This is a genomic window from Acidithiobacillus ferriphilus (genome assembly GCF_018854775.1).
Lineage (GTDB): Bacteria > Pseudomonadota > Gammaproteobacteria > Acidithiobacillales > Acidithiobacillaceae > Acidithiobacillus > Acidithiobacillus ferriphilus.
The window spans coordinates 1-17,183 of the sequence record NZ_JAAZTY010000068.1 but is presented as its reverse complement, the minus strand read 5'-3'; the positions used below and the strand labels follow the sequence as shown (position 1 = coordinate 17,183).

Below are 17,183 nucleotides of genomic sequence, written 5' to 3'. Positions count from 1 at the left end.
GGCTAAGCGGGAGACCGCTCCGGCTGCATAAGCGGTAGGCAGATGTAATGGGGGTGTATCAGATTTAAATCGGCGTTCGCTGCAAAAGTGTGTCAGTTTTAAATCGGCGTTGACATCGTGGTCTGGAAGCTGCACCATTACTGGCTATTGGTGATGGCGCCATGGGCTTCTGGGCAGCATTGGATGAAGCGTATCCCGAAACCCGCCAGCAGCGCTGCTGGGTGCACAAGACCGCCAACATCCTCAACGAACTGCCCAAATCCAAGCAGGGTAAGGCGAAGGCGGCTCTCCAGGAAATCTGGATGGCCGAGAGCCGGAAGGCCGCAGAGAAAGCACTGGAGATCTTTGTGCGCAACTACCAGGCGAAGTATCCCAAGGCCGTGGCCAAACTGGAAAAGGATCGGGCGGAATTGCTGGCCTTCTATGATTATCCGGCCGAACATTGGCGGCATATCCGCACCACCAATGCCATTGAATCGACCTTTGCCACCGTGCGCCACCGGACATCGCGCACTAAAAACTGCGTGTCGCGCAACAGCTTCATTGGATTGGGCTTCAAAATGCTGCAGCAGGCCGAAAAGCGCTGGATCGCCATTTTCCATCCGGAGAAAGTGCGTGATCTCTTTGCGGGAATGAAATTCATCGATGGATTACCGGCTAATGAAACCCTGCCGGATGATCAACAGGACGCCGCCTAAGCTATGTTAGAACACGCTCATACACCAAAATTGACGATAGCTCTCCTTTTTGATGTGATCTGTAAGGATGCCTAACGTAAAAGTGAGGGGCTGCTGCGCGCTTTTGCACCCTCTCGAAGCGCTGGTTAGGCATTGGTGTTGCCATTGGATATGAACCACTCTACAACGGCAGACACGACAAGAATGCCTTTAGAGTCCACAACCTCAATCGGTATTGATGCAGATAGGCGTCCACGGGAGGCTAATTCAGTAGCCCAACCAACTACGACATCTTCTGCCAGCGAACACCGGGACGAAACCCGCCCTGTAGCGGGCTTACGGAATTTGGCCTCGATCTTACGAACGACAGGAATGAATCCCTTGATGTGACCAAAATTTCGCAGCAGGAATTCTCCAGAGCCGGCCTCGGCCACGGCCAGAAGTGCGCTGCCATGAACGGTGCCAAGGTGGTTGGCGTATTTTGGACTTTCTGGGAGGCTGACCAAGAATCCATTTTCTGGCCCGACCAATTCCAAGCCAATTAGTTGGTTAAACGGTAACTGAGATATATCCACCGGCAGGGTTCTCCCGTAAGCCTAACACCTGAGTCAGGGATGCCGGACCTGACGCTCACGAAAACAACAGGCAGGACTGACCGGCACTCCCTGCACGCAATCGTTAAGTGTTTCGATCGTTTTGGTTGGCCAGTCAGCGGTTCACGTCTACGACCACGCGTCCCCTCACCTCGCCGTTGAGCAGCTTCGACGCGAGGGGCAGCACGTCTGTCAGACCGACTTCTTTGCTGATCGTGGCTAGTTTCGAGACATCGAGATCGCTGCCCAAGCGTCGCCATGCTTCAAGTCGCTCACGCCGGGGGCACATCACGCTGTCAATGCCAGCCAGCGTCACGCCGCGCAGAATGAACGGTGCGACGGTGGCCGGTAAATCCATTCCGCCCGCCAGCCCGCACGCCGCGACGATACCCCGGTATTTGGTCGTCGCGCAGACATTCGCCAGCGTGTGGCTGCCGACGACATCCACCGCACCGGCCCAGCGCTCCTTGCCCAAAGGCTTACCGGGCGTCGCGAACGTCGCACGATCCAGCATCTCCACTGCACCCAAGCTCTTGAGGTATTCGGTCTCCGCCGGTCTACCGCTCACCGCGACGACAGTGAAACCAAGCCGAGTCAGAACCGCCGTCGCCACGCTGCCCACGCCGCCTGCCGCGCCGGTCACGAGAATCTCCCCGTGTTCGGGTTTGACGCCATACCGCTCCAGCGCCAGCACGCAAAGCATCGCGGTATAGCCCGCAGTGCCAATGGCCATCGCCTGCTGCGGCGTGAACTGCCTCGGCAGCGGCACTAGCCAGTTCCCGTTCAGACGCGCCTTCTGGGCCAAGCCGCCCCAATGCGTTTCTCCGACCCCCCAGCCATTGAGAATCACCGCATCGCCCACCTCGTAATCGGGGTGCGTCGAGTGCTCCACCGTGCCGGTCAGATCAATGCCGGGCACCATTGGAAACCTGCGCACCACCGGCCCCTTGCCAGTAATGGCCAGCGCGTCCTTGTAGTTGAGCGTCGAATGGCTCACCCGCACGGTCACATCGCCATCGGGCAATCGCCCCTCGTCGAGGTCCGTCAGTGAGGTGCGGTAACCTGCTTCGTCCTTCTCAATTAAGATGCCTTTGAACATGGGATTTGTATTACTCCGTTAAAGCTAGATGAACCGCCAGCGAGAAGAGCCTAACGTTCAAGGTAACCGGCGCTGCGCGGCTTTAGCAGTCTGAATGGCGTCAATGCGCCGCTCTAAGGCAACAATTCTTTCGTTCTGGGCATGAATTACACCGTTTGCCTCTGATAGCTGGTGTGACACTGCTTCTATTTCGGCCTTGACCTTCTCTTTGTCTCCAGAGGACCCGACTACGTTAATCAGCATGAGAAGAAAGCCACTAAGCCCTATCGTAAGCGCATAGCCGACAATCTTTTCAACGGTCTCAACGACTTTCCTCTTCGCAACCCGACCGTCAATAACAAGAAGGCGAGTGAATCTAAGATAGCCCACGCGTATTTTGTCCAATGCACTAGGCTCACCGTCAACGCTTGTGCATTCCATGTAGGAAATAAAGGCTCGCCAATGGCTTTGAAGTTTGCGTGAGGAATGTAGCGCTTTCGGCTTAACTATCCAGTCCAAGACGATGGAATCCTCACGTTGGCAAAAATCCTTTGTGTTGGCGGGAAACAGTGTGCATACAACGGTTCCTACATCAGTCCGTTCGTAGCGAAGGGTGCCGCCTCTTTCCGTTAGACGCTTGTCTTGTTTTTGCGGGAATCCACCACCTTGAGGCTCAAACGTTTGAACATGATCAATGGGACGATTGCCGAAGAAGACCTCAAATACTCTCTTGTCAATGCCTCCCATTGCACCGCCTTTAACCGCGTAGAACGAATAGAAGTTTGAAAAATTCTTCGCTCTTTCGTCGGCGTCGCGTAACGCAGTAAAGCGAGCCTCAGCGTCGTTGGCAAACTTCTCGAAGTCTTTGTATCGTGATTGTCGGTTCAAGTTGAGGTGCTCCTGGATGTGAGGGGCCTAACGCTCACCATAACCGGCGTGCAAAAGCAGAGCGAAGCGGCGCTTTTGCACGTCCGCGTTGATGGCGAGGTTAGGCATTTTCCTCAAGCAAACTGTGCCCGTAGGAATTATCAATCGCGCATACCCACCGATTATCGTTGCCTCTCTTGAAAACATAGGTGGCCTTCCGTTCTGTAGCCGGGAGATTCTTTGCTGAGACAACAGTCTTGGCCAGCACCAACGCAGTATCTCCAGTTTCCAGGATTGCCATCCCAGCCTGCTTCACATCCAAACTATGCTCGAAGTGAGCCGCAATTGCTTCAAATGCTTTCTTGATCTGTTCTTTTCCCACAGCATTCATTCCCGGCTTTACTACAAGCACAGCGTCATCGGAATAGATGTCGCTCAAAGTCTCGAAATCTTCTTGGTTTATCGCGGTATCCGCCTTGTTGATCAGAAGTTCTATCGGGTGCATTGCCGCTCCTGTTGAATGCCTAACGTAGAGCTAACCGGCGCTGCGCGGCTTTATCGCGCAGCATCCAGCGACCGAAGGGAGCGAGGTTGAGCGCCGGGTTAGACATTTTTCAGCCAATGCGAGACGACTGTGTTGGTTAGCTCAAGGCACCCGAAATCGAGCGTAGCGAGTTGGTCATGCGCGACCAGTTGTACCTCTGCGATTTCTTCGTTCAACTTGACGTGCCCATAGGCCTCGACGGCGAAAGCGATAATAAGTTGATTAAATTCTGGGAGAGCGAAATGACCTATGAATTTGCATTCATGGCCCGTAAGACCAAGCTCCTCTTCCGTTTCTCTAAGGATGGCGCTCTCCGGCGACTCGCCATGCTCAAGAAACCCGGTGATCAGGGAAAACATATCTAGCGGCCAGGAGGCATTTCTTGCCAAGACGTACTGACCATTGCACCGAACTAGGCCCGCGACGACAGGAATGGGATTGTTCCAGTGCACGAACTTACACTGCTGCGATGAACAAGCGAGCCGCATGTCTCCCTCCACCGGACGACTGACAAGATCACTTTGACAAAGCGGACAATATTTCATGGGCGAAGAGTAAATGCCTAACGCCAAGCGTAACCGACCGGCTTTGGAGCGCAGCGGAAAAACCGGTCCGCGTTGACGCTTTTGTTAGCCATTTATTCCTCAAAATAATCCGTGTCTATCCGCTTGACCTCGTATGCACGAGCCAAAGAAACACCAAGTCCAAAATCAATCATGTAATCGGCAAGCTGCTTACCATCAACCAGCGCGACCTTCGGGTCGATGGTTTGAACGTAAGAAGCTGCGTCAGCAGAGAATGTTCCTGTTGTTATGAAAACACCCTTTCGGGCTCTCTTACCGTGGAGTGCGCCGACAAACTTCTGAATTTCAGGGCGACCAACGGTTCCTTCCCATCGTTTAGCCTGCAAATACACCATTTCCAGGCCAAGCCTGTCCTCGGATATGATTCCGTCGATCCCTTCGTCTCCAGATTGCCCTACACGCTCGCCACTACCGCCACCCGCTCGTCCGTAGCCCATCTTCAGCAGCAAATCGACGACGAGATGCTCAAAAAAACGCGGCGAGCACGATTTCACGCGCTCCAAGACCTCAGCGGCCAGGTTCTTGCGGATAGTAAGATATCCCGATTCTAGGGTCTCTTCAGGAGTATCGGTGGTTTCGTCATCTGAACCACCCTCGGATATCTTCGATGATCGACTTCGAAACTCTTGAAATTCAGGGTATTGACTGAGGAACTTGATGGAAATTTCTTCCGGAGGATCCTGAAGCACCTCCCTTCCACGCTCAGTGATTTGAAAGTGCGCTCGTTTCGAAGATGACAGTATCCCACCCCGCTCAAGGTAGACCTTTGCCCATGCAACTCGATTGGCAAAACGCGCCTGCCTGCCACTGGGAAGCAGCTCTTCTAGCTCTTCCTCCGTGAGCTGGAAGTGTTTGGCCAGTTCCTCCCGAGCATCGGCAAGTGACCAAACCTGCCCATCAGAAGCAAGCTTTAGCATTGGAAGAGTGATCTCTTGAAATTTCGGAATTATTGTCAAGATCTGAGTTCCTTCTTTGAATGGCTAACGTAATTTAGGCAGCATACATACCACACCATCCACGTCGCCTAAATTTTTTACTGGCGACGCACAACAAGCACACACAACCATTTGACCCCCCAATGTACTTTTATAGCATCCTAATTTTTATCGGATGCAAACAGCGGTCAGCCTGCTTTCCCCGCTCCAACCACATCGTTTTAGTGCGTGTCAGGTGGCCCCGAAAGCGCCTGCTACCCATTCGCATCGTCAGTACACACTTTTTTATCGTGGAATCTACAACGGTTCATGGCATTACACAATCCAGCCCGTGATTCTGCAATATTCAGACAGCTTTTCTTGAAGACACCCACCCCCAAACTATCCACCTCCCCTCCCCCTATGGCAGAATGCGCGTAAAAGGAGCATCCATGACCCACACCGATAGCCACAGCAGCACCTACTCCATCAACATCAACGGGGTGCAGCGCCATCTCCCTCTCTTCAAAGTGCAGCCGGACCTGGCCATCGCTGTCCTCAATATCCTCGGCGACACGGAACTTACGGAGGCCGCAGCCCATGCGCTGAACGGGCGCATGGCTGACATCTCCTACGATGTGATCGTCACTGCGGAGGCCAAGAGTATTCCCCTGGCCTACGCCCTGTCGGTGCACAGTGGGCGTCCGTATATCGTCCTGCGCAAGAACTACAAATCCTACATGGGCGAGGCATTGTCCACGGAGACCCTGTCCATCACCACCGGTAAGCCCCAAACCCTGTATCTGGATGCCAAAGATCGCGCAGCGATCAGCGGCAGGCAGGTGGCGCTGGTGGATGATGTGGTGAGCACCGGCTCGACCCTGGCGGCCATGCGCGCGCTTATGGCGCAAGCCGAGGCGGAGATTACCGCCGTCGCGGCCATTTGTACGGAAGGCGATATGGCCCAGTGGTCGGAAGTGATCGCCCTGGCGCACCTGCCGCTCTTTCCGCTCTCCGCGTAAGGGCCGACCTATGTCCATTCCATCGGTTCATGTACTGACGGCGCGCCAGCGCTGCGATCTAGAGCTGTTGCTGACCGGCGCTTTTGCCCCATTGGAGGGTTACCTGGATGCAGCGGACTGGCAGTCCGTGCTGCAACACATGCGTCTGGGTAACGGCGCGCTCTGGCCCATTCCCGTGGTGCTCGACGTCAGTGAGGCGCTCGGCCAGTCTTTGACGGTAGGGGACACTTTGCGCCTGGAGCGCAGTGATGGCACCCCCCTCGGGTCCGTTGCCGTCAGCGCCTGCTATCGTCCGGATAAACTGCTGGAGGCCGCGGCGGTTTATGGGACGACCGATTCCAGTCATCCGGGCGTGGCCGAGTTGCTGACGCGCGGCCCTTACTATGTGGCGGGGCGCGTGTCGGCCTGGGATGCGGACACCCTGACCCGCGCCGCCGCCGTCGAATTTCCGCCCGAGTATCAAACCCCGGCCATGCTGCAACAGCACTGGAACGGGGCACATCCGGTAGTCGCCTTTCAGACCCGCAACCCCCTGCATCACGCCCACATCGCCGTGACCCAGGCCGGGCTGGAGCAGGCCGGGGCGGGCGCGCGCCTGCTGCTACACCCGGCTATCGGCCCCACCAAGCCCGGCGATGTGGAGGCGTCTTACCGCATGCGGGTGTATCGTGCGGTGCTGGGCCATTATCCCCAGGCGACCGCCCTGCTCTCGCCCCTGCCCCTGGCCATGCGCATGGCCGGCCCGCGGGAGGCACTCTGGCACGCGCTGATTCGCCGCAATTATGGCGCCACCCATTTCATCATCGGTCGCGGTCATGCCGACCCTGGCGCAGCGGCGGGCGGTCTGTTCTACCCGGCCTTTGCGGCACAGGAGCTTTTTGCCCGGCACGCCGATGAGATGGGTATTGCCGGTATTTTCCTGCCCGAGTATGCGTATTCCCGAACCCGGCGCCGTTATGTGCCGATGGAAGAGGCCAACGGCGAGGCCCTGGCGGGCATTTCCGGCACGGAGTTGCGGCGACGACTGGCCAGCCGGGAGGACATCCCCGAATGGTTCTCCCCGCCGGAGGTCATTCAGATATTGCGGCAAGCCTACCGCGGTGCGGACCGGCGCGGGCTGGTCATCTGGTTTACCGGCCTGTCTGCCAGCGGCAAGAGTACCCTGGCGGGAATGCTGGCCCGCACTCTGGAGGCGGGTGACGAGCGCGCCGTGACCCTGCTGGACGGCGATGTGGTCCGGCGTTTTCTGTCCAAAGGCTTGAGTTTCAGCCGCGAAGACCGCGACGAAAATATCCGCCGCATCGGCTTCGTCGCCAGTCTGGTGGCACGCCACGGCGGCATTGCGGTGGTCGCCGCCATTTCGCCCTATCGTCAGGCCCGTGCCGATGCGCGTCGTCTGGTGGAAGAAGCCGGCGGTCTGTTTATCGAAGTCCATGTGGCCACCCCGCTGGAGGTCTGTGCCAAGCGCGATCCCAAAGGCCTTTATGCCAAGGCCATGCGCGGCGAAATCACCGGCTTTACGGGCGTGGACGACCCCTACGAGGCCCCGGAGCATGCGGAGTGTGTACTGGACGCCAGCCTGCAAAAGCCGCCAATCGCGTTGGCGGCACTGATGGGAGTGCTGCGCAACTTGGGCGCGGTGACGGATAAACCGGTCGTGATCGAGGCGCGCAAAGAGGCATGAGCACGTTGCCAGTGCGCGCGGTTTAGCTTCACAGATGGACACCTTGCAACTCGCCGCCGCCGCCCGGTGTCTGGACCACCAGATCGCGCAACAGGTCATCCAGGGCATCAGCGACGCGCCGGGCGGGATTTATCTGCACACCGCCAAGACGCATATTGCGCTGATCGTGCAGCGTGCCCCTCTGGGGCTCTGGCAGGATACCGCATTCCATAAGTCGGACGCCCTGACCACCTGGAGCAGTCCGCTCAATCAGCGTTTGGCGGGTTTTCGCATTCAGCGCATCAGCGTGCCCTGGGCGAATCGCATCGTGCGTTTGGATTGCAGCCGCGTCCATATCAGCAAGCGGCTGGATCAATTCAGCCTGATTGCCGAATGCTTTGGCGGACGCGGCAATATCGCCCTACTCGATGCGGCGCAACATATTCGCTGGGCTTGGCGCTGGGACAGTCTCGACGGTAAGGCCGCGCCGCGCTTCCTGCCCGGTGTGGTGTACGTACCGCCGGAAGACAGTCTGCCCTTTGCCCAGCCCTTACCGTGTGCCGCCACTTGGTTCCGCCGCGTCGCGCCCCGTTATCGCCCGCAGCACAGGGCCGAGCAGCAAGCCATACAAGAGGCATGGTCGCGGCGCTTGGATCCCTGCGCGCCCTGGTGGCGGTCTTCGGCGGAAGCCGATAAGCCCATCCTCTACCCCGTGCCCCTACCCGACTGGGCGCCGATGCAGGAGATTTCGGCACAGGAAGCGCTGCGTTTTGTGCGACCCGCAGTCCATCCACAACCTTCCGCCCAGGAACGCGCCCGCACTCAGCAACGGCTACACCTGCAACGCCGCATCCAAAAAATGCGCCAGGATATAACGCGCTGGAAGGACCCGGAGGTCTATCGCACTCAAGCCTTCGCCCTTTTTGCCCTGCCCGACGCGATGCCCTCCGTCACGCACATCAGCGCCCCGGACCACACCAGCGTCGCAGGTGCAACACTCACTATTACCGTGACGCCGGGCAAGTCGCTGCACCGGCAGGCGCAGTGGTATATGCAGCAGGCACAACGCAGTCGGCGCGCGCGACGCGAAATCGCCATCCGCCTGCAAGAGATGGAACGGTTGCTGCAAGACCTTACGGAAGCGACGGGAGGCGAACAGACCGGACCAGCAACAGGATCATCAACACCCGCAGGCCCGACACCCGTAAGATCCGCGAAGAACGGAAAACCGACGGATGATAGCGACTTCAACCGCACGGTAATAGAGGGCTTCACGCTCCTCTGGGGGAAAAACGCAAAGGAAAATGACCGCCTGACCTTCCGCACCGCCAAGCCTTGGGACCTGTGGTTTCACATTCAGGATTTAGGCGGCAGTCATGTGGTGTTGCGCCGGGAGAACAGTCAAACGCCCGTACCCGAATCGGTGCGCGTCGCCGCGGCACGCATTGCTCTGCAACAGAGTCAGTCCCGCGCCATCAGCGGGGAAGTGGACTGGACGGAAATCCGCCATGTCCACCGCAAGCCGAGCGGCGGGCCAGGACAAGTGACCTATCGCCGTTTTCAGAGCATCCGGGTACGCCGCGACGGCTAATATAATCACCTCAAGTCATCGACAAGAACCTATGGCACTTCACTCTCCCGGAATCTCCTCTTCATCCAATGCTTGCAGAATGGGGCAACTATGGCGCTGGCGGGCGTCCCCACTTTTGCATTCCTTGATCAGCTTCGCCAGGACGGTCTCCAGAGCTTGTAGTGACCTGATTTTTTCCTGAACTGAATGGAGCTTGACTTCGGCGTGGTAGCGCATGGCGGCACACACTTCTGCATCGTCTGCACGTAACGCGAGCAGCTCCCGCGTCTCCTGCAAAGTAAATCCCAAGGCTTGGGCATGTTTGATAAAGCGTATGCGCATCACCACTTCGGAGGCATACTGGCGCATCCCGATGGTGGGTTTTGCAGGCTGTTTGATAAGATTTTCGCGCTCGTAGAAACGCACGGTCTCCACATTAACACCGGCAGCCTTGGCCACCTGGCCAATGCTGAAACCAGATCGGTCTCTTTGCTTGTTCATATGTAGCTCGCAATTATCCCGCGCAGCAGGATAATTGCGAGACATCTTTGGTGAAGGTTTGGGCACAGAGTTTCAATCCCTCCACCATGGTCAAATAGGGGAAAAGCTGATCGGCAAGATCTTGAATGCCGAGACCGCCACGTATGGCCAGTGCGGCAGCCTGGATGATTTCTCCGCCTTCCGCGGCGAGAATCTGCGCACCCAACAGTTTGCCGGTATGCTTGTCCGCGATCAGTTTAATAAAACCCCGTGTATCAAAGTTCGCCAGTGCGCGGGGTACGTTATCGAGGGTCAGAGTGCGGCTGTCGGTGGTGAATCCTTGCTGCGCCGCTGTCCGCTCGTCCAGCCCCACTGTAGCGACTTGGGGATCGGTAAACACGACGACGGGAAGTACCCGTAAATCCAGGCTGGCATCGCCGCCCAGCAGATTGATAGCCGCCCGGGTGCCGCCCGCCGCTGCGACATAGACGAATTGAGGATGGGTCGTGCAATCACCGGCAGCATAAATGTGGGGCACACTGCTTTGCATATGCGCATCCACCAAAATGGCCCCGGATTTGTCGGTGATTACCCCGATCTGCTCCAATCCAAGATCCGCCGTGTTGGGCGTGCGCCCGGTTGCCACCAGCAAGCGATCCGCGTGGATTGTCTCTGCGCCTATGCTGACCAAAAATTGGTCCTTCTCGTAATGCACCGACGTGGGGACGGTGTGCTTGAGCACACGAATCCCTTCTTCCTGAAATACGGCCTCCAGCCCCACGCCCAGTGCCGGATCATCTTTGGACAGGAGTGTGCTGCGCGCCAGCAGAGTGACTGCGCAGCCCAACCTGCGAAAGGCCTGCGCCAGTTCCACCGCGACTACTGCCCCCCCCACAACGAGGAGATGACGCGGCAATTCGGACGCTACCAAGGCTTCCGTTGACGTCCAGTAAGGCGTTTGCGCCAGACCCTCAATGTCCGGGCAGTGCGCATGGGCGCCCGCCGCAATCAGAAAACGATCCGCTTGGAGCCGTTGTTCCGATCCGTCGGCAGTGCGCACCACGAGGGTTGTGGCATCGACAAAGCGGGCGTGACCCTGCACAAAGGTGATATCCGGATGCGTAGCCAGCACATGATCATACTTGGCTTCACGCAGTTCAGCCACGCGATCCTGTTGTTGCTGGATCAGGACGGCGCGGTCCACGTCGGGTACGCTATGACTTAAACCACGAAAAGGATGGGCACGCTGCCACTGGGCCATCTGCGCGGCACGGATCATGATCTTGGAAGGCACGCAGCCGACATTGACGCAGGTGCCGCCCAGCGTACCTGACTCAATCATGGTCACTCGGCCGCCTCCTTCCGTCACTTGGATGGCGGCAGCAAAGGCGCTTGATCCAGAACCAATGATGGCGACATGAAGGCCGGTAGCATGAGCATTTTTTGCCTCCATTGCCACCGGAGTGCCGGCATTTTCAGGCAGTGAAACACCGTAGCCCGCTTTGTTGATGGCGGCAGCAAGCACTTCCATGGATACCGGTTCGGAAACTTCGATCTGTGCCTGCCCTTTCGGAAAAGCCACCTGTGCCAGCGCGACGCCAGGAACCGCGCACAACGCATTTTCTACCATCAGGGCGCAGTGATTACAGGTCATGCCCGTAATGCCCAACATCATCGCTTTATTCATCTAAGCATCCTCAAGGATAGATGATCCAGAGATTATGGCTGTACTATCGAGGCGGGATAGCCGACCTGACGGAACACGTTCAAAAGGGTAGGGACATTGACCGCCTTTTGGTCGTACTGCACCGTTACCGTCAGCGCCCTATCCCGGATCTGAATTTTCTTCACCCCGTGCAAGCGATGCAGGGCCATATAAATGGCCGCATTACAGGCCTTGTCGGCGCAGGTCATACCCGGCACCTTAAATGTGGTGCTGGCCATGCCGGTTGGGGCCACAGCATTCATTGTGGTGGCCGCAGACGCGGGCATAGTGACGCTGGCACCAGTGATCAAGGCTATCGCGCAGAACGACGCCAGGATTTTTTGAATAGACACTTGAGCATGCATAAAAATATCTCCTTCTATAAACGGTGAGGGCGGCCTGATTAGGGCATCAGAAGACGAGCTAGCACATGGGGCAACGCCAGAGCGATTAGCACCAGAATGGTGCCAGCCCAGAGCAGGGGGGTCTTCCATCGTGCTACCGGCGCACAGGTGCCGCAGTCCGCCCCTTTACTCTCCCGATGGTTTTGCATATGGGCGTAGACCAAAAAAGCCAGCGCCAAGATCTCCAGATAGGGCGCGTAGGGCCCAAGTATCCGCAGGTTGGCCATCCATGCGCCGCCGATACCGGCGACGATCAGCAACAAGGGTAATACACAGCAGGCCGATGCCAAAAAGCCCAATACCACAGCCAGGAGCAGACCCCATATGCCTTTTCCCGTAGGTACAGGCGCTCGCTGCACTGCCGCGGCGCAGGCTACTGTCGCTTTGCCAGGTTCCGTCTTGACAGTCATGGTCACCTCCAATCTACACACTGGTCATATGTTGCATGACGCGTGATTGTAGACACCGTACTATACTACGGTGTCAAGGGCACTCTTTGACTGTCAAGCATAGGAAGAAACAAGCCGTTGGGGGTCCGTTGTCTGATGAGATGGGGTGGCGCGGGCTGGAAGGTACCCATCGCCTTGACACTCCCGCCGATCCTGATAAAGTTAATACCAACCGATCGGTATGCAATACTGCACGCAGGGAGGCCGCCATGGCAATGCGTTTTGGTCCTTGGAGAAGCCATGCCGGCCCTACAACTTTTAAGAATATCAGACTGTCTGGTATGTAAAATGAGGAGGAGCGCATGTCCGAACTAAAAATCAATCCTTACAAGCAACCTGCCGGAGGTTGGGGCGCGTTGCGGGCTTCCATGCAGAGCCTGCAGCATCAGGGGATTCTGGCCGAAGGTACCGCCCTGCTCCTCAAATCCAATCAGGCGGAAGGTTTCGACTGCCCCGGTTGCGCCTGGCCGGACCCGGACGCCCACTCCACATTCGAGTTCTGTGAAAATGGCGTGAAAGCCGTGGCGGCGGAGGCCACCAGCAAGCGGGTGACCGCCGACTTTTTCGCGCAACATACCGTCAGCTGGCTGGCTGAACATGACGATTATTACCTGGAAGAACTTGGTCGCCTGACCGAGCCGATGTTTTACGACGCCGCGACCGATCACTATGTACCCATCAGCTGGGAGGTGGCGTTCCAGCGTATTGCCCAGCATCTGCAAGCGCTTAAATCTCCTCATGAAGCGATTTTCTACACTTCCGGGCGCACCTCCAACGAGGCAGCTTTCCTCTACCAGCTTTTCGCCCGGGAATTCGGCACCAACAACATGCCGGACTGCTCTAATATGTGCCACGAGCCCACCAGCCTGGGCATGCCGGAATCCATCGGTATCGGTAAAGGCACCGTCACCCTGGAAGATTTCGATCATGCCGACACCCTCCTGCTCTTCGGTCACAATCCGGGCACCAATCATCCACGCATGCTGGGCACTTTGCGGGATGCCGCCAAACGCGGCTGCCGGATACTGGTTTTCAACCCGCTACGGGAGCGTGGTCTACAACGTTTCGTAAATCCGCAGGATGCCAGGGAAATGCTCACCAACCACGGCACAGAAATCGCCACCCATTATTATCAACCGCGTATTGGCGGCGACTACGCCATCGCGCTGGGGATCGCCCGCTATGTGCTGGAACAGGGCACCCTGGATCAGGATTTTATCGACACCCATACCCAAGGCTTTGAATCCTTCAAGGAAATTGCCCTCAATACGCCTTGGGCGGATATTGAGGCGGAAAGTGGCCTGACCCATGCCGAGTTCATGGAAGTCGGTAAAATCTATGATGAAGGCAAGGCCGGCATAATCACCTGGGGCATGGGGATCACTCAGCACAAGCACGCGGTGGCGACTATTCAGATGCTGGTCAATGTGCTCTTGCTCAAAGGTAATATCGGCAAGGAGGGGGCCGGCGCCTGCCCGATTCGCGGCCACAGTAACGTTCAGGGGGATCGCACCATGGGTGTTTGGGAACGTCCGGCACCGGATTTCCTGGACCGTCTCGCCAAGGAGTTCCATTTTGAACCACCCCGCGAACATGGTTATGACGTGATCGGCAGCATCACCGCCCTGGAAGAGGGATGCGCCAAGGTCTTTATTGGCATGGGCGGCAATTTTGCCAACGCCACACCCGATACGGCCCGTGTCCATAAAGCCCTGCGCGGGTGTGCGTTGACCGTGCATGTCACCACCAAGCTCAATCGCTCGCATATCGTCCATGGGAAGGAGGCAATCATCCTGCCTTGTCTGGGACGTACCGAAATTGATATTCAAAGCGGTCAGCCGCAGGGGGTGACGGTGGAAGATTCCATGAGCATGGTGCATATCTCCCAGGGTATGCGCGCCCCGGCCTCACCCCACCTGAAGTCCGAATCCGCCATCATCGCGGGGCTCGCCGAAGCGACATTGCCCCAGAGCAAAACACCATGGCGCGAGCTGGTCGCAGACTATGACCGGATTCGCGACCGTATTTCCCGCGTTGTTCCGGGTTTTGAAGACTTCAACGACCGCGTCCACAAACCGCGTGGTTTTCATCTGGATCTGCCGCCGCGCTCCCGACGCTGGACCACCGCATCCGGCAAAGCCAATTTCATCGCGCGGGAGTTGAAAGCCGTCACTGAAGATCGCTTTCAGCCGCAGACGGCAGCGCGGGTATTTAATCTCATGACCATCCGCAGCCACGACCAGTACAACACCACGATCTATGGCTTAGAAGACCGTTATCGGGGCGTTTCCGGCGCCCGCAACGTCTGCTTCATGCATGCCGCTGATATGGCGGAACTGGGGTTCCAGCCGGACCAACTTGTGGACATCACCTCGCACTGGCGGGATGGCGAGCGGGTCGCCCGGAATTTCGTCTTGGTGCCCTACGATATCCCGCGGGGCTGTGTGGCCGGATACTATCCCGAGCTTAACGTGCTGGTCCCCCTCTCCAGCCATGCGGACCGGGCCAATACCCCCACCTCCAAGTCTATTCAGGTGACTTTTGCAGCGGCGGGGCAATGTGCCTGAAAGCACCGCTGAAGAAAGCGCGATGGAAAACCTGGTGATCGCCCTGATGCAGGCATTGTGTGCCGAGCAGGTACTGTCTCTCGCGAAAATCGGTAAGCATCTGGGCATCCGTCGCAGCCAGCTGGAGCGACTCCTGTTGCTCCTCGGTCATTCCGACGGTTGGGGCGGCATGGACTACGTTGTTCAGGAAGAACAGCGGGGTCGCTCCGTCATCACCCTCACTGAAAAAGGACGAGCGCTATGCGCACAGATGCAGGCCTCAGCGGAATAAGCTGGTCTCCGGCGACTGTGCTGGAAAGCCAGCGCATGCCCTTGGTACACGAGGAAGCCATACTACAGGAAGCCGCCATTTCGCTGGTAATCAACGGTGATCCATACGCGGTGATGATGGCCACGCCAGACCATCTGGAGGACTTTTTTTGTGGCTTTCTATGGAGCGAAGGCGTACTGCGGTCCCTGGAGGAAATCATCGCCTGGGAATCGGTACATGTGGCCGAGGGTTGGGCATTGTATATTCAGCTCAGTCCGGCGGCAGCGGAACGAGTCGAACGTAAGCGTCGCTGCGTGATCGGTGGGAGCGCTTGCGGGCTCTGCGGGACACCCTGTTTCACCGGGCTGGTGCCTTTCCCGTCCCTAAAACGGGATCTGGCGACGACGGATGCGGAGGCCATTCACGCGCTCCTTGCCACCATGCAACAACAACAGGATTTAAATCAGACTACCGGAACCGCACACGCCGCCGTTTTGGCTACGTCTCTTGGCGTTCTGGTCCGCGAAGACATAGGCCGCCACAATGCCGTCGACAAAAGTATTGGTGCTGCGTTGCAGCAGGGCATTGCCTATGGACAGGCCGCACTGCTGGGCGTTTCTTCCCGGCTCAGCTTCGAGATTGCCCTCAAGGCTCTGGGCTTTGGCATACCCGTTGTGGCGGCCATTTCTGGAATCAGCAGCCTCGCCATTCAACTGGCCGAAAGCCATGGCCTGACCCTTATCGGTTATGCCCGGGACGGGCGTATGACGGTCTACGCCCACGGTGAAAGAATCCGCGGCTGTAGCGGGTCGATTCCCATGGATTGCTGATTTTTTACCCCTCATCACCATCCCTTACATACTGGAGATTGCCCATGGATGTTCGCGCTGCCGTTGCTTACGGCGCCAATCAACCCCTCGTTGTTGAAACCGTGCAACTCGAAGGACCACGCGCCGGCGAGGTGCTGGTGGAAATCAAGGCTACCGGCGTTTGCCATACCGACGCCTACACCCTCTCGGGCATGGACCCCGAAGGCCTGTTTCCCACCGTGCTGGGTCATGAAGGCGCGGGCGTGGTGGTGGAAGTCGGGCCGGGGGTACGCTCCCTGAAGCCCGGCGATCATGTCATCCCCCTTTACACCCCGGAATGCCGGGAGTGTGAATACTGCCTGAGCGGTAAGACCAATCTCTGCCAGGCCATCCGCGATACCCAGGGGCGAGGTCTGATGCCCGACGGCACCAGTCGTTTCTCGGCCAATGGCAAGCCGCTGTACCACTACATGGGCACCAGCACCTTCGCCAATTACACTGTGTTGCCGGAAATCGCCCTGGCCAAAATCCGCGAGGATGCGCCCTTTGATAAGGTTTGTTATATCGGCTGTGGCGTTACCACCGGTATCGGGGCGGTGCTGTATACGGCCAAGGTCCGTCCTGGCGACAAGGTCGTGGTTTTCGGCCTTGGCGGTATTGGCCTCAATGTGGTTCAGGGCGCACGCATGGCAGGGGCGGACATGATCGTCGGCGTGGACATCAACCCCGGCAAGCGCGATCTGGCCGAGAAATTCGGCATGACCCATTTCGTGAATCCCAAGGAGGTCGAAGGCGATCTGGTTCCCTATCTGGTCAACCTCACCAAGGGCGGCGCCGACTTCAGTTTCGAGTGCATCGGCAACACCGCCCTGATGCGCCAGGCGCTGGAATGCTGCCACAAAGGCTGGGGCACCAGCGTCATCATCGGTGTCGCCGGTTCCGGACAGGAAATCAGTACCCGCCCCTTCCAACTGGTGACCGGACGCAACTGGCGGGGTTCCGCCTTC

General features: G+C 57.8%; 17 protein-coding genes and 1 pseudogene. 8 read left to right on the top strand and 10 right to left on the bottom strand.

Translation table 11 applies throughout. The annotated features are described in order from the left end of the window. Positions 1-116: 116 nt before the first annotated feature. Positions 117-698: pseudogene (locus HF921_RS05760) on the top strand (IS256 family transposase); the annotation flags it as partial. 125 nt (positions 699-823) lie between these two features. Here the strand turns inward: HF921_RS05760 and HF921_RS05755 are convergent. The 6 genes from HF921_RS05755 to HF921_RS05730 form a co-directional block, all read right to left on the bottom strand. Then, positions 824-1,252: a DUF4442 domain-containing protein gene (locus HF921_RS05755; protein ID WP_081257991.1), complete on the bottom strand. Its 429-nt coding sequence runs from the start codon at positions 1,250-1,252 to the stop codon at positions 824-826. A 133-nt stretch (positions 1,253-1,385) separates the two neighbouring features. Beyond that, complete coding sequence (gene acuI / locus HF921_RS05750; RefSeq protein WP_064218263.1) at positions 1,386-2,369, bottom strand: acrylyl-CoA reductase (NADPH); 984 nt, start codon at positions 2,367-2,369, stop codon at positions 1,386-1,388. 57 nt (positions 2,370-2,426) lie between these two features. Next, positions 2,427-3,236 carry a hypothetical protein gene (locus HF921_RS05745; protein WP_215893476.1) on the bottom strand — a complete coding sequence of 270 codons (810 nt, stop codon included), beginning with the start codon at positions 3,234-3,236 and terminating at the stop codon, positions 2,427-2,429. A gap of 100 nt (positions 3,237-3,336) precedes the next feature. Continuing rightward, a complete protein-coding gene (locus tag HF921_RS05740; protein WP_215850359.1) occupies positions 3,337-3,720 on the bottom strand; it encodes a YybH family protein in 384 nt (127 codons plus the stop codon). A gap of 98 nt (positions 3,721-3,818) precedes the next feature. After that, the gene (locus HF921_RS05735) at positions 3,819-4,247 is read right to left on the bottom strand and encodes an NUDIX domain-containing protein (RefSeq protein ID WP_215893475.1); all 429 of its coding nucleotides are present in this window, start codon (positions 4,245-4,247) and stop codon (positions 3,819-3,821) included. Between the two features lie 149 nt (positions 4,248-4,396). Next, a complete protein-coding gene (locus HF921_RS05730; RefSeq protein ID WP_215893474.1) occupies positions 4,397-5,299 on the bottom strand; it encodes a restriction endonuclease in 903 nt (300 codons plus the stop codon). Positions 5,300-5,709: 410 nt separating this feature from the next. Here HF921_RS05730 and HF921_RS05725 point away from each other — a divergent pair, with 410 nt between their 5' ends. The 3 genes from HF921_RS05725 to HF921_RS05715 are packed head-to-tail and all read left to right on the top strand — an operon-like array spanning position 5,710 to position 9,533. Further along, positions 5,710-6,279, top strand: a complete 570-nt coding sequence (locus HF921_RS05725) for a phosphoribosyltransferase family protein (RefSeq protein WP_064219367.1) — start codon at positions 5,710-5,712, stop codon at positions 6,277-6,279. A gap of 10 nt (positions 6,280-6,289) precedes the next feature. Then, positions 6,290-7,963 carry a sulfate adenylyltransferase gene (sat, locus tag HF921_RS05720; protein WP_215893473.1) on the top strand — a complete coding sequence of 558 codons (1,674 nt, stop codon included), beginning with the start codon at positions 6,290-6,292 and terminating at the stop codon, positions 7,961-7,963. 34 nt (positions 7,964-7,997) lie between these two features. After that, entirely contained in the window at positions 7,998-9,533 is a 1,536-nt protein-coding gene (locus HF921_RS05715; protein WP_215893472.1) for an NFACT RNA binding domain-containing protein, read from the top strand. Positions 9,534-9,572: 39 nt separating this feature from the next. Here HF921_RS05715 and HF921_RS05710 read toward each other — a convergent pair whose 3' ends face one another. The 4 genes from HF921_RS05710 to HF921_RS05695 are packed head-to-tail and all read right to left on the bottom strand — an operon-like array spanning position 9,573 to position 12,511. Next, positions 9,573-10,013 (bottom strand): MerR family DNA-binding protein, encoded by a 441-nt coding sequence (locus tag HF921_RS05710; protein ID WP_064218888.1) that lies wholly within the window; start codon positions 10,011-10,013, stop codon positions 9,573-9,575. A 13-nt stretch (positions 10,014-10,026) separates the two neighbouring features. Continuing rightward, positions 10,027-11,679, bottom strand: coding sequence for a mercury(II) reductase (merA, locus tag HF921_RS05705; RefSeq protein ID WP_215893471.1), 1,653 nt, complete (start codon positions 11,677-11,679; stop codon positions 10,027-10,029). A 32-nt stretch (positions 11,680-11,711) separates the two neighbouring features. Further along, positions 11,712-12,062, bottom strand: a complete 351-nt coding sequence (locus HF921_RS05700) for a heavy-metal-associated domain-containing protein (RefSeq protein WP_081258054.1) — start codon at positions 12,060-12,062, stop codon at positions 11,712-11,714. Positions 12,063-12,100: 38 nt separating this feature from the next. Next, a complete protein-coding gene (locus HF921_RS05695; RefSeq protein WP_215892248.1) occupies positions 12,101-12,511 on the bottom strand; it encodes a mercuric transporter MerT family protein in 411 nt (136 codons plus the stop codon). Between the two features lie 341 nt (positions 12,512-12,852). Between HF921_RS05695 and HF921_RS05690 the strand changes: the two genes are divergently transcribed. From HF921_RS05690 to HF921_RS05675, 4 genes are all read left to right on the top strand, one after another. Beyond that, positions 12,853-15,117 carry an FdhF/YdeP family oxidoreductase gene (locus HF921_RS05690; protein ID WP_064218890.1) on the top strand — a complete coding sequence of 755 codons (2,265 nt, stop codon included), beginning with the start codon at positions 12,853-12,855 and terminating at the stop codon, positions 15,115-15,117. Continuing rightward, the gene (locus HF921_RS05685; protein ID WP_231104486.1) at positions 15,110-15,388 is read left to right on the top strand and encodes a hypothetical protein; all 279 of its coding nucleotides are present in this window, start codon (positions 15,110-15,112) and stop codon (positions 15,386-15,388) included. The genes HF921_RS05690 and HF921_RS05685 overlap by 8 nt, the downstream gene beginning before the upstream one ends. Further along, the gene (fdhD, locus tag HF921_RS05680) at positions 15,358-16,197 is read left to right on the top strand and encodes a formate dehydrogenase accessory sulfurtransferase FdhD (protein WP_064218891.1); all 840 of its coding nucleotides are present in this window, start codon (positions 15,358-15,360) and stop codon (positions 16,195-16,197) included. The genes HF921_RS05685 and fdhD overlap by 31 nt, the downstream gene beginning before the upstream one ends. 44 nt (positions 16,198-16,241) lie before the next feature. Continuing rightward, positions 16,242-17,183: S-(hydroxymethyl)glutathione dehydrogenase/class III alcohol dehydrogenase (locus tag HF921_RS05675; RefSeq protein ID WP_215893470.1), on the top strand; the 942-nt coding region annotated here is incomplete at its 3' end.

What these genes read in the sequence shown, in the direction of transcription:
- acuI (WP_064218263.1), bottom strand. Translation starts at nt 2,369, where the DNA reads ATGTTCAAAGGCATCTTAATTGAGAAGGACGAAGCAGGTTACCGCACC.
- HF921_RS05740 (WP_215850359.1), bottom strand. Translation starts at nt 3,720, where the DNA reads ATGCACCCGATAGAACTTCTGATCAACAAGGCGGATACCGCGATAAAC.
- HF921_RS05735 (WP_215893475.1), bottom strand. Translation starts at nt 4,247, where the DNA reads ATGCGGCTCGCTTGTTCATCGCAGCAGTGTAAGTTCGTGCACTGGAAC.
- HF921_RS05725 (WP_064219367.1), top strand. Translation starts at nt 5,710, where the DNA reads ATGACCCACACCGATAGCCACAGCAGCACCTACTCCATCAACATCAAC.
- sat (WP_215893473.1), top strand. Translation starts at nt 6,290, where the DNA reads ATGTCCATTCCATCGGTTCATGTACTGACGGCGCGCCAGCGCTGCGAT.
- HF921_RS05715 (WP_215893472.1), top strand. Translation starts at nt 7,998, where the DNA reads ATGGACACCTTGCAACTCGCCGCCGCCGCCCGGTGTCTGGACCACCAG.
- HF921_RS05710 (WP_064218888.1), bottom strand. Translation starts at nt 10,013, where the DNA reads ATGAACAAGCAAAGAGACCGATCTGGTTTCAGCATTGGCCAGGTGGCC.
- merA (WP_215893471.1), bottom strand. Translation starts at nt 11,679, where the DNA reads ATGAATAAAGCGATGATGTTGGGCATTACGGGCATGACCTGTAATCAC.
- HF921_RS05700 (WP_081258054.1), bottom strand. Translation starts at nt 12,062, where the DNA reads ATGCATGCTCAAGTGTCTATTCAAAAAATCCTGGCGTCGTTCTGCGCG.
- HF921_RS05695 (WP_215892248.1), bottom strand. Translation starts at nt 12,511, where the DNA reads ATGACTGTCAAGACGGAACCTGGCAAAGCGACAGTAGCCTGCGCCGCG.
- HF921_RS05690 (WP_064218890.1), top strand. Translation starts at nt 12,853, where the DNA reads ATGTCCGAACTAAAAATCAATCCTTACAAGCAACCTGCCGGAGGTTGG.
- fdhD (WP_064218891.1), top strand. Translation starts at nt 15,358, where the DNA reads ATGCGCACAGATGCAGGCCTCAGCGGAATAAGCTGGTCTCCGGCGACT.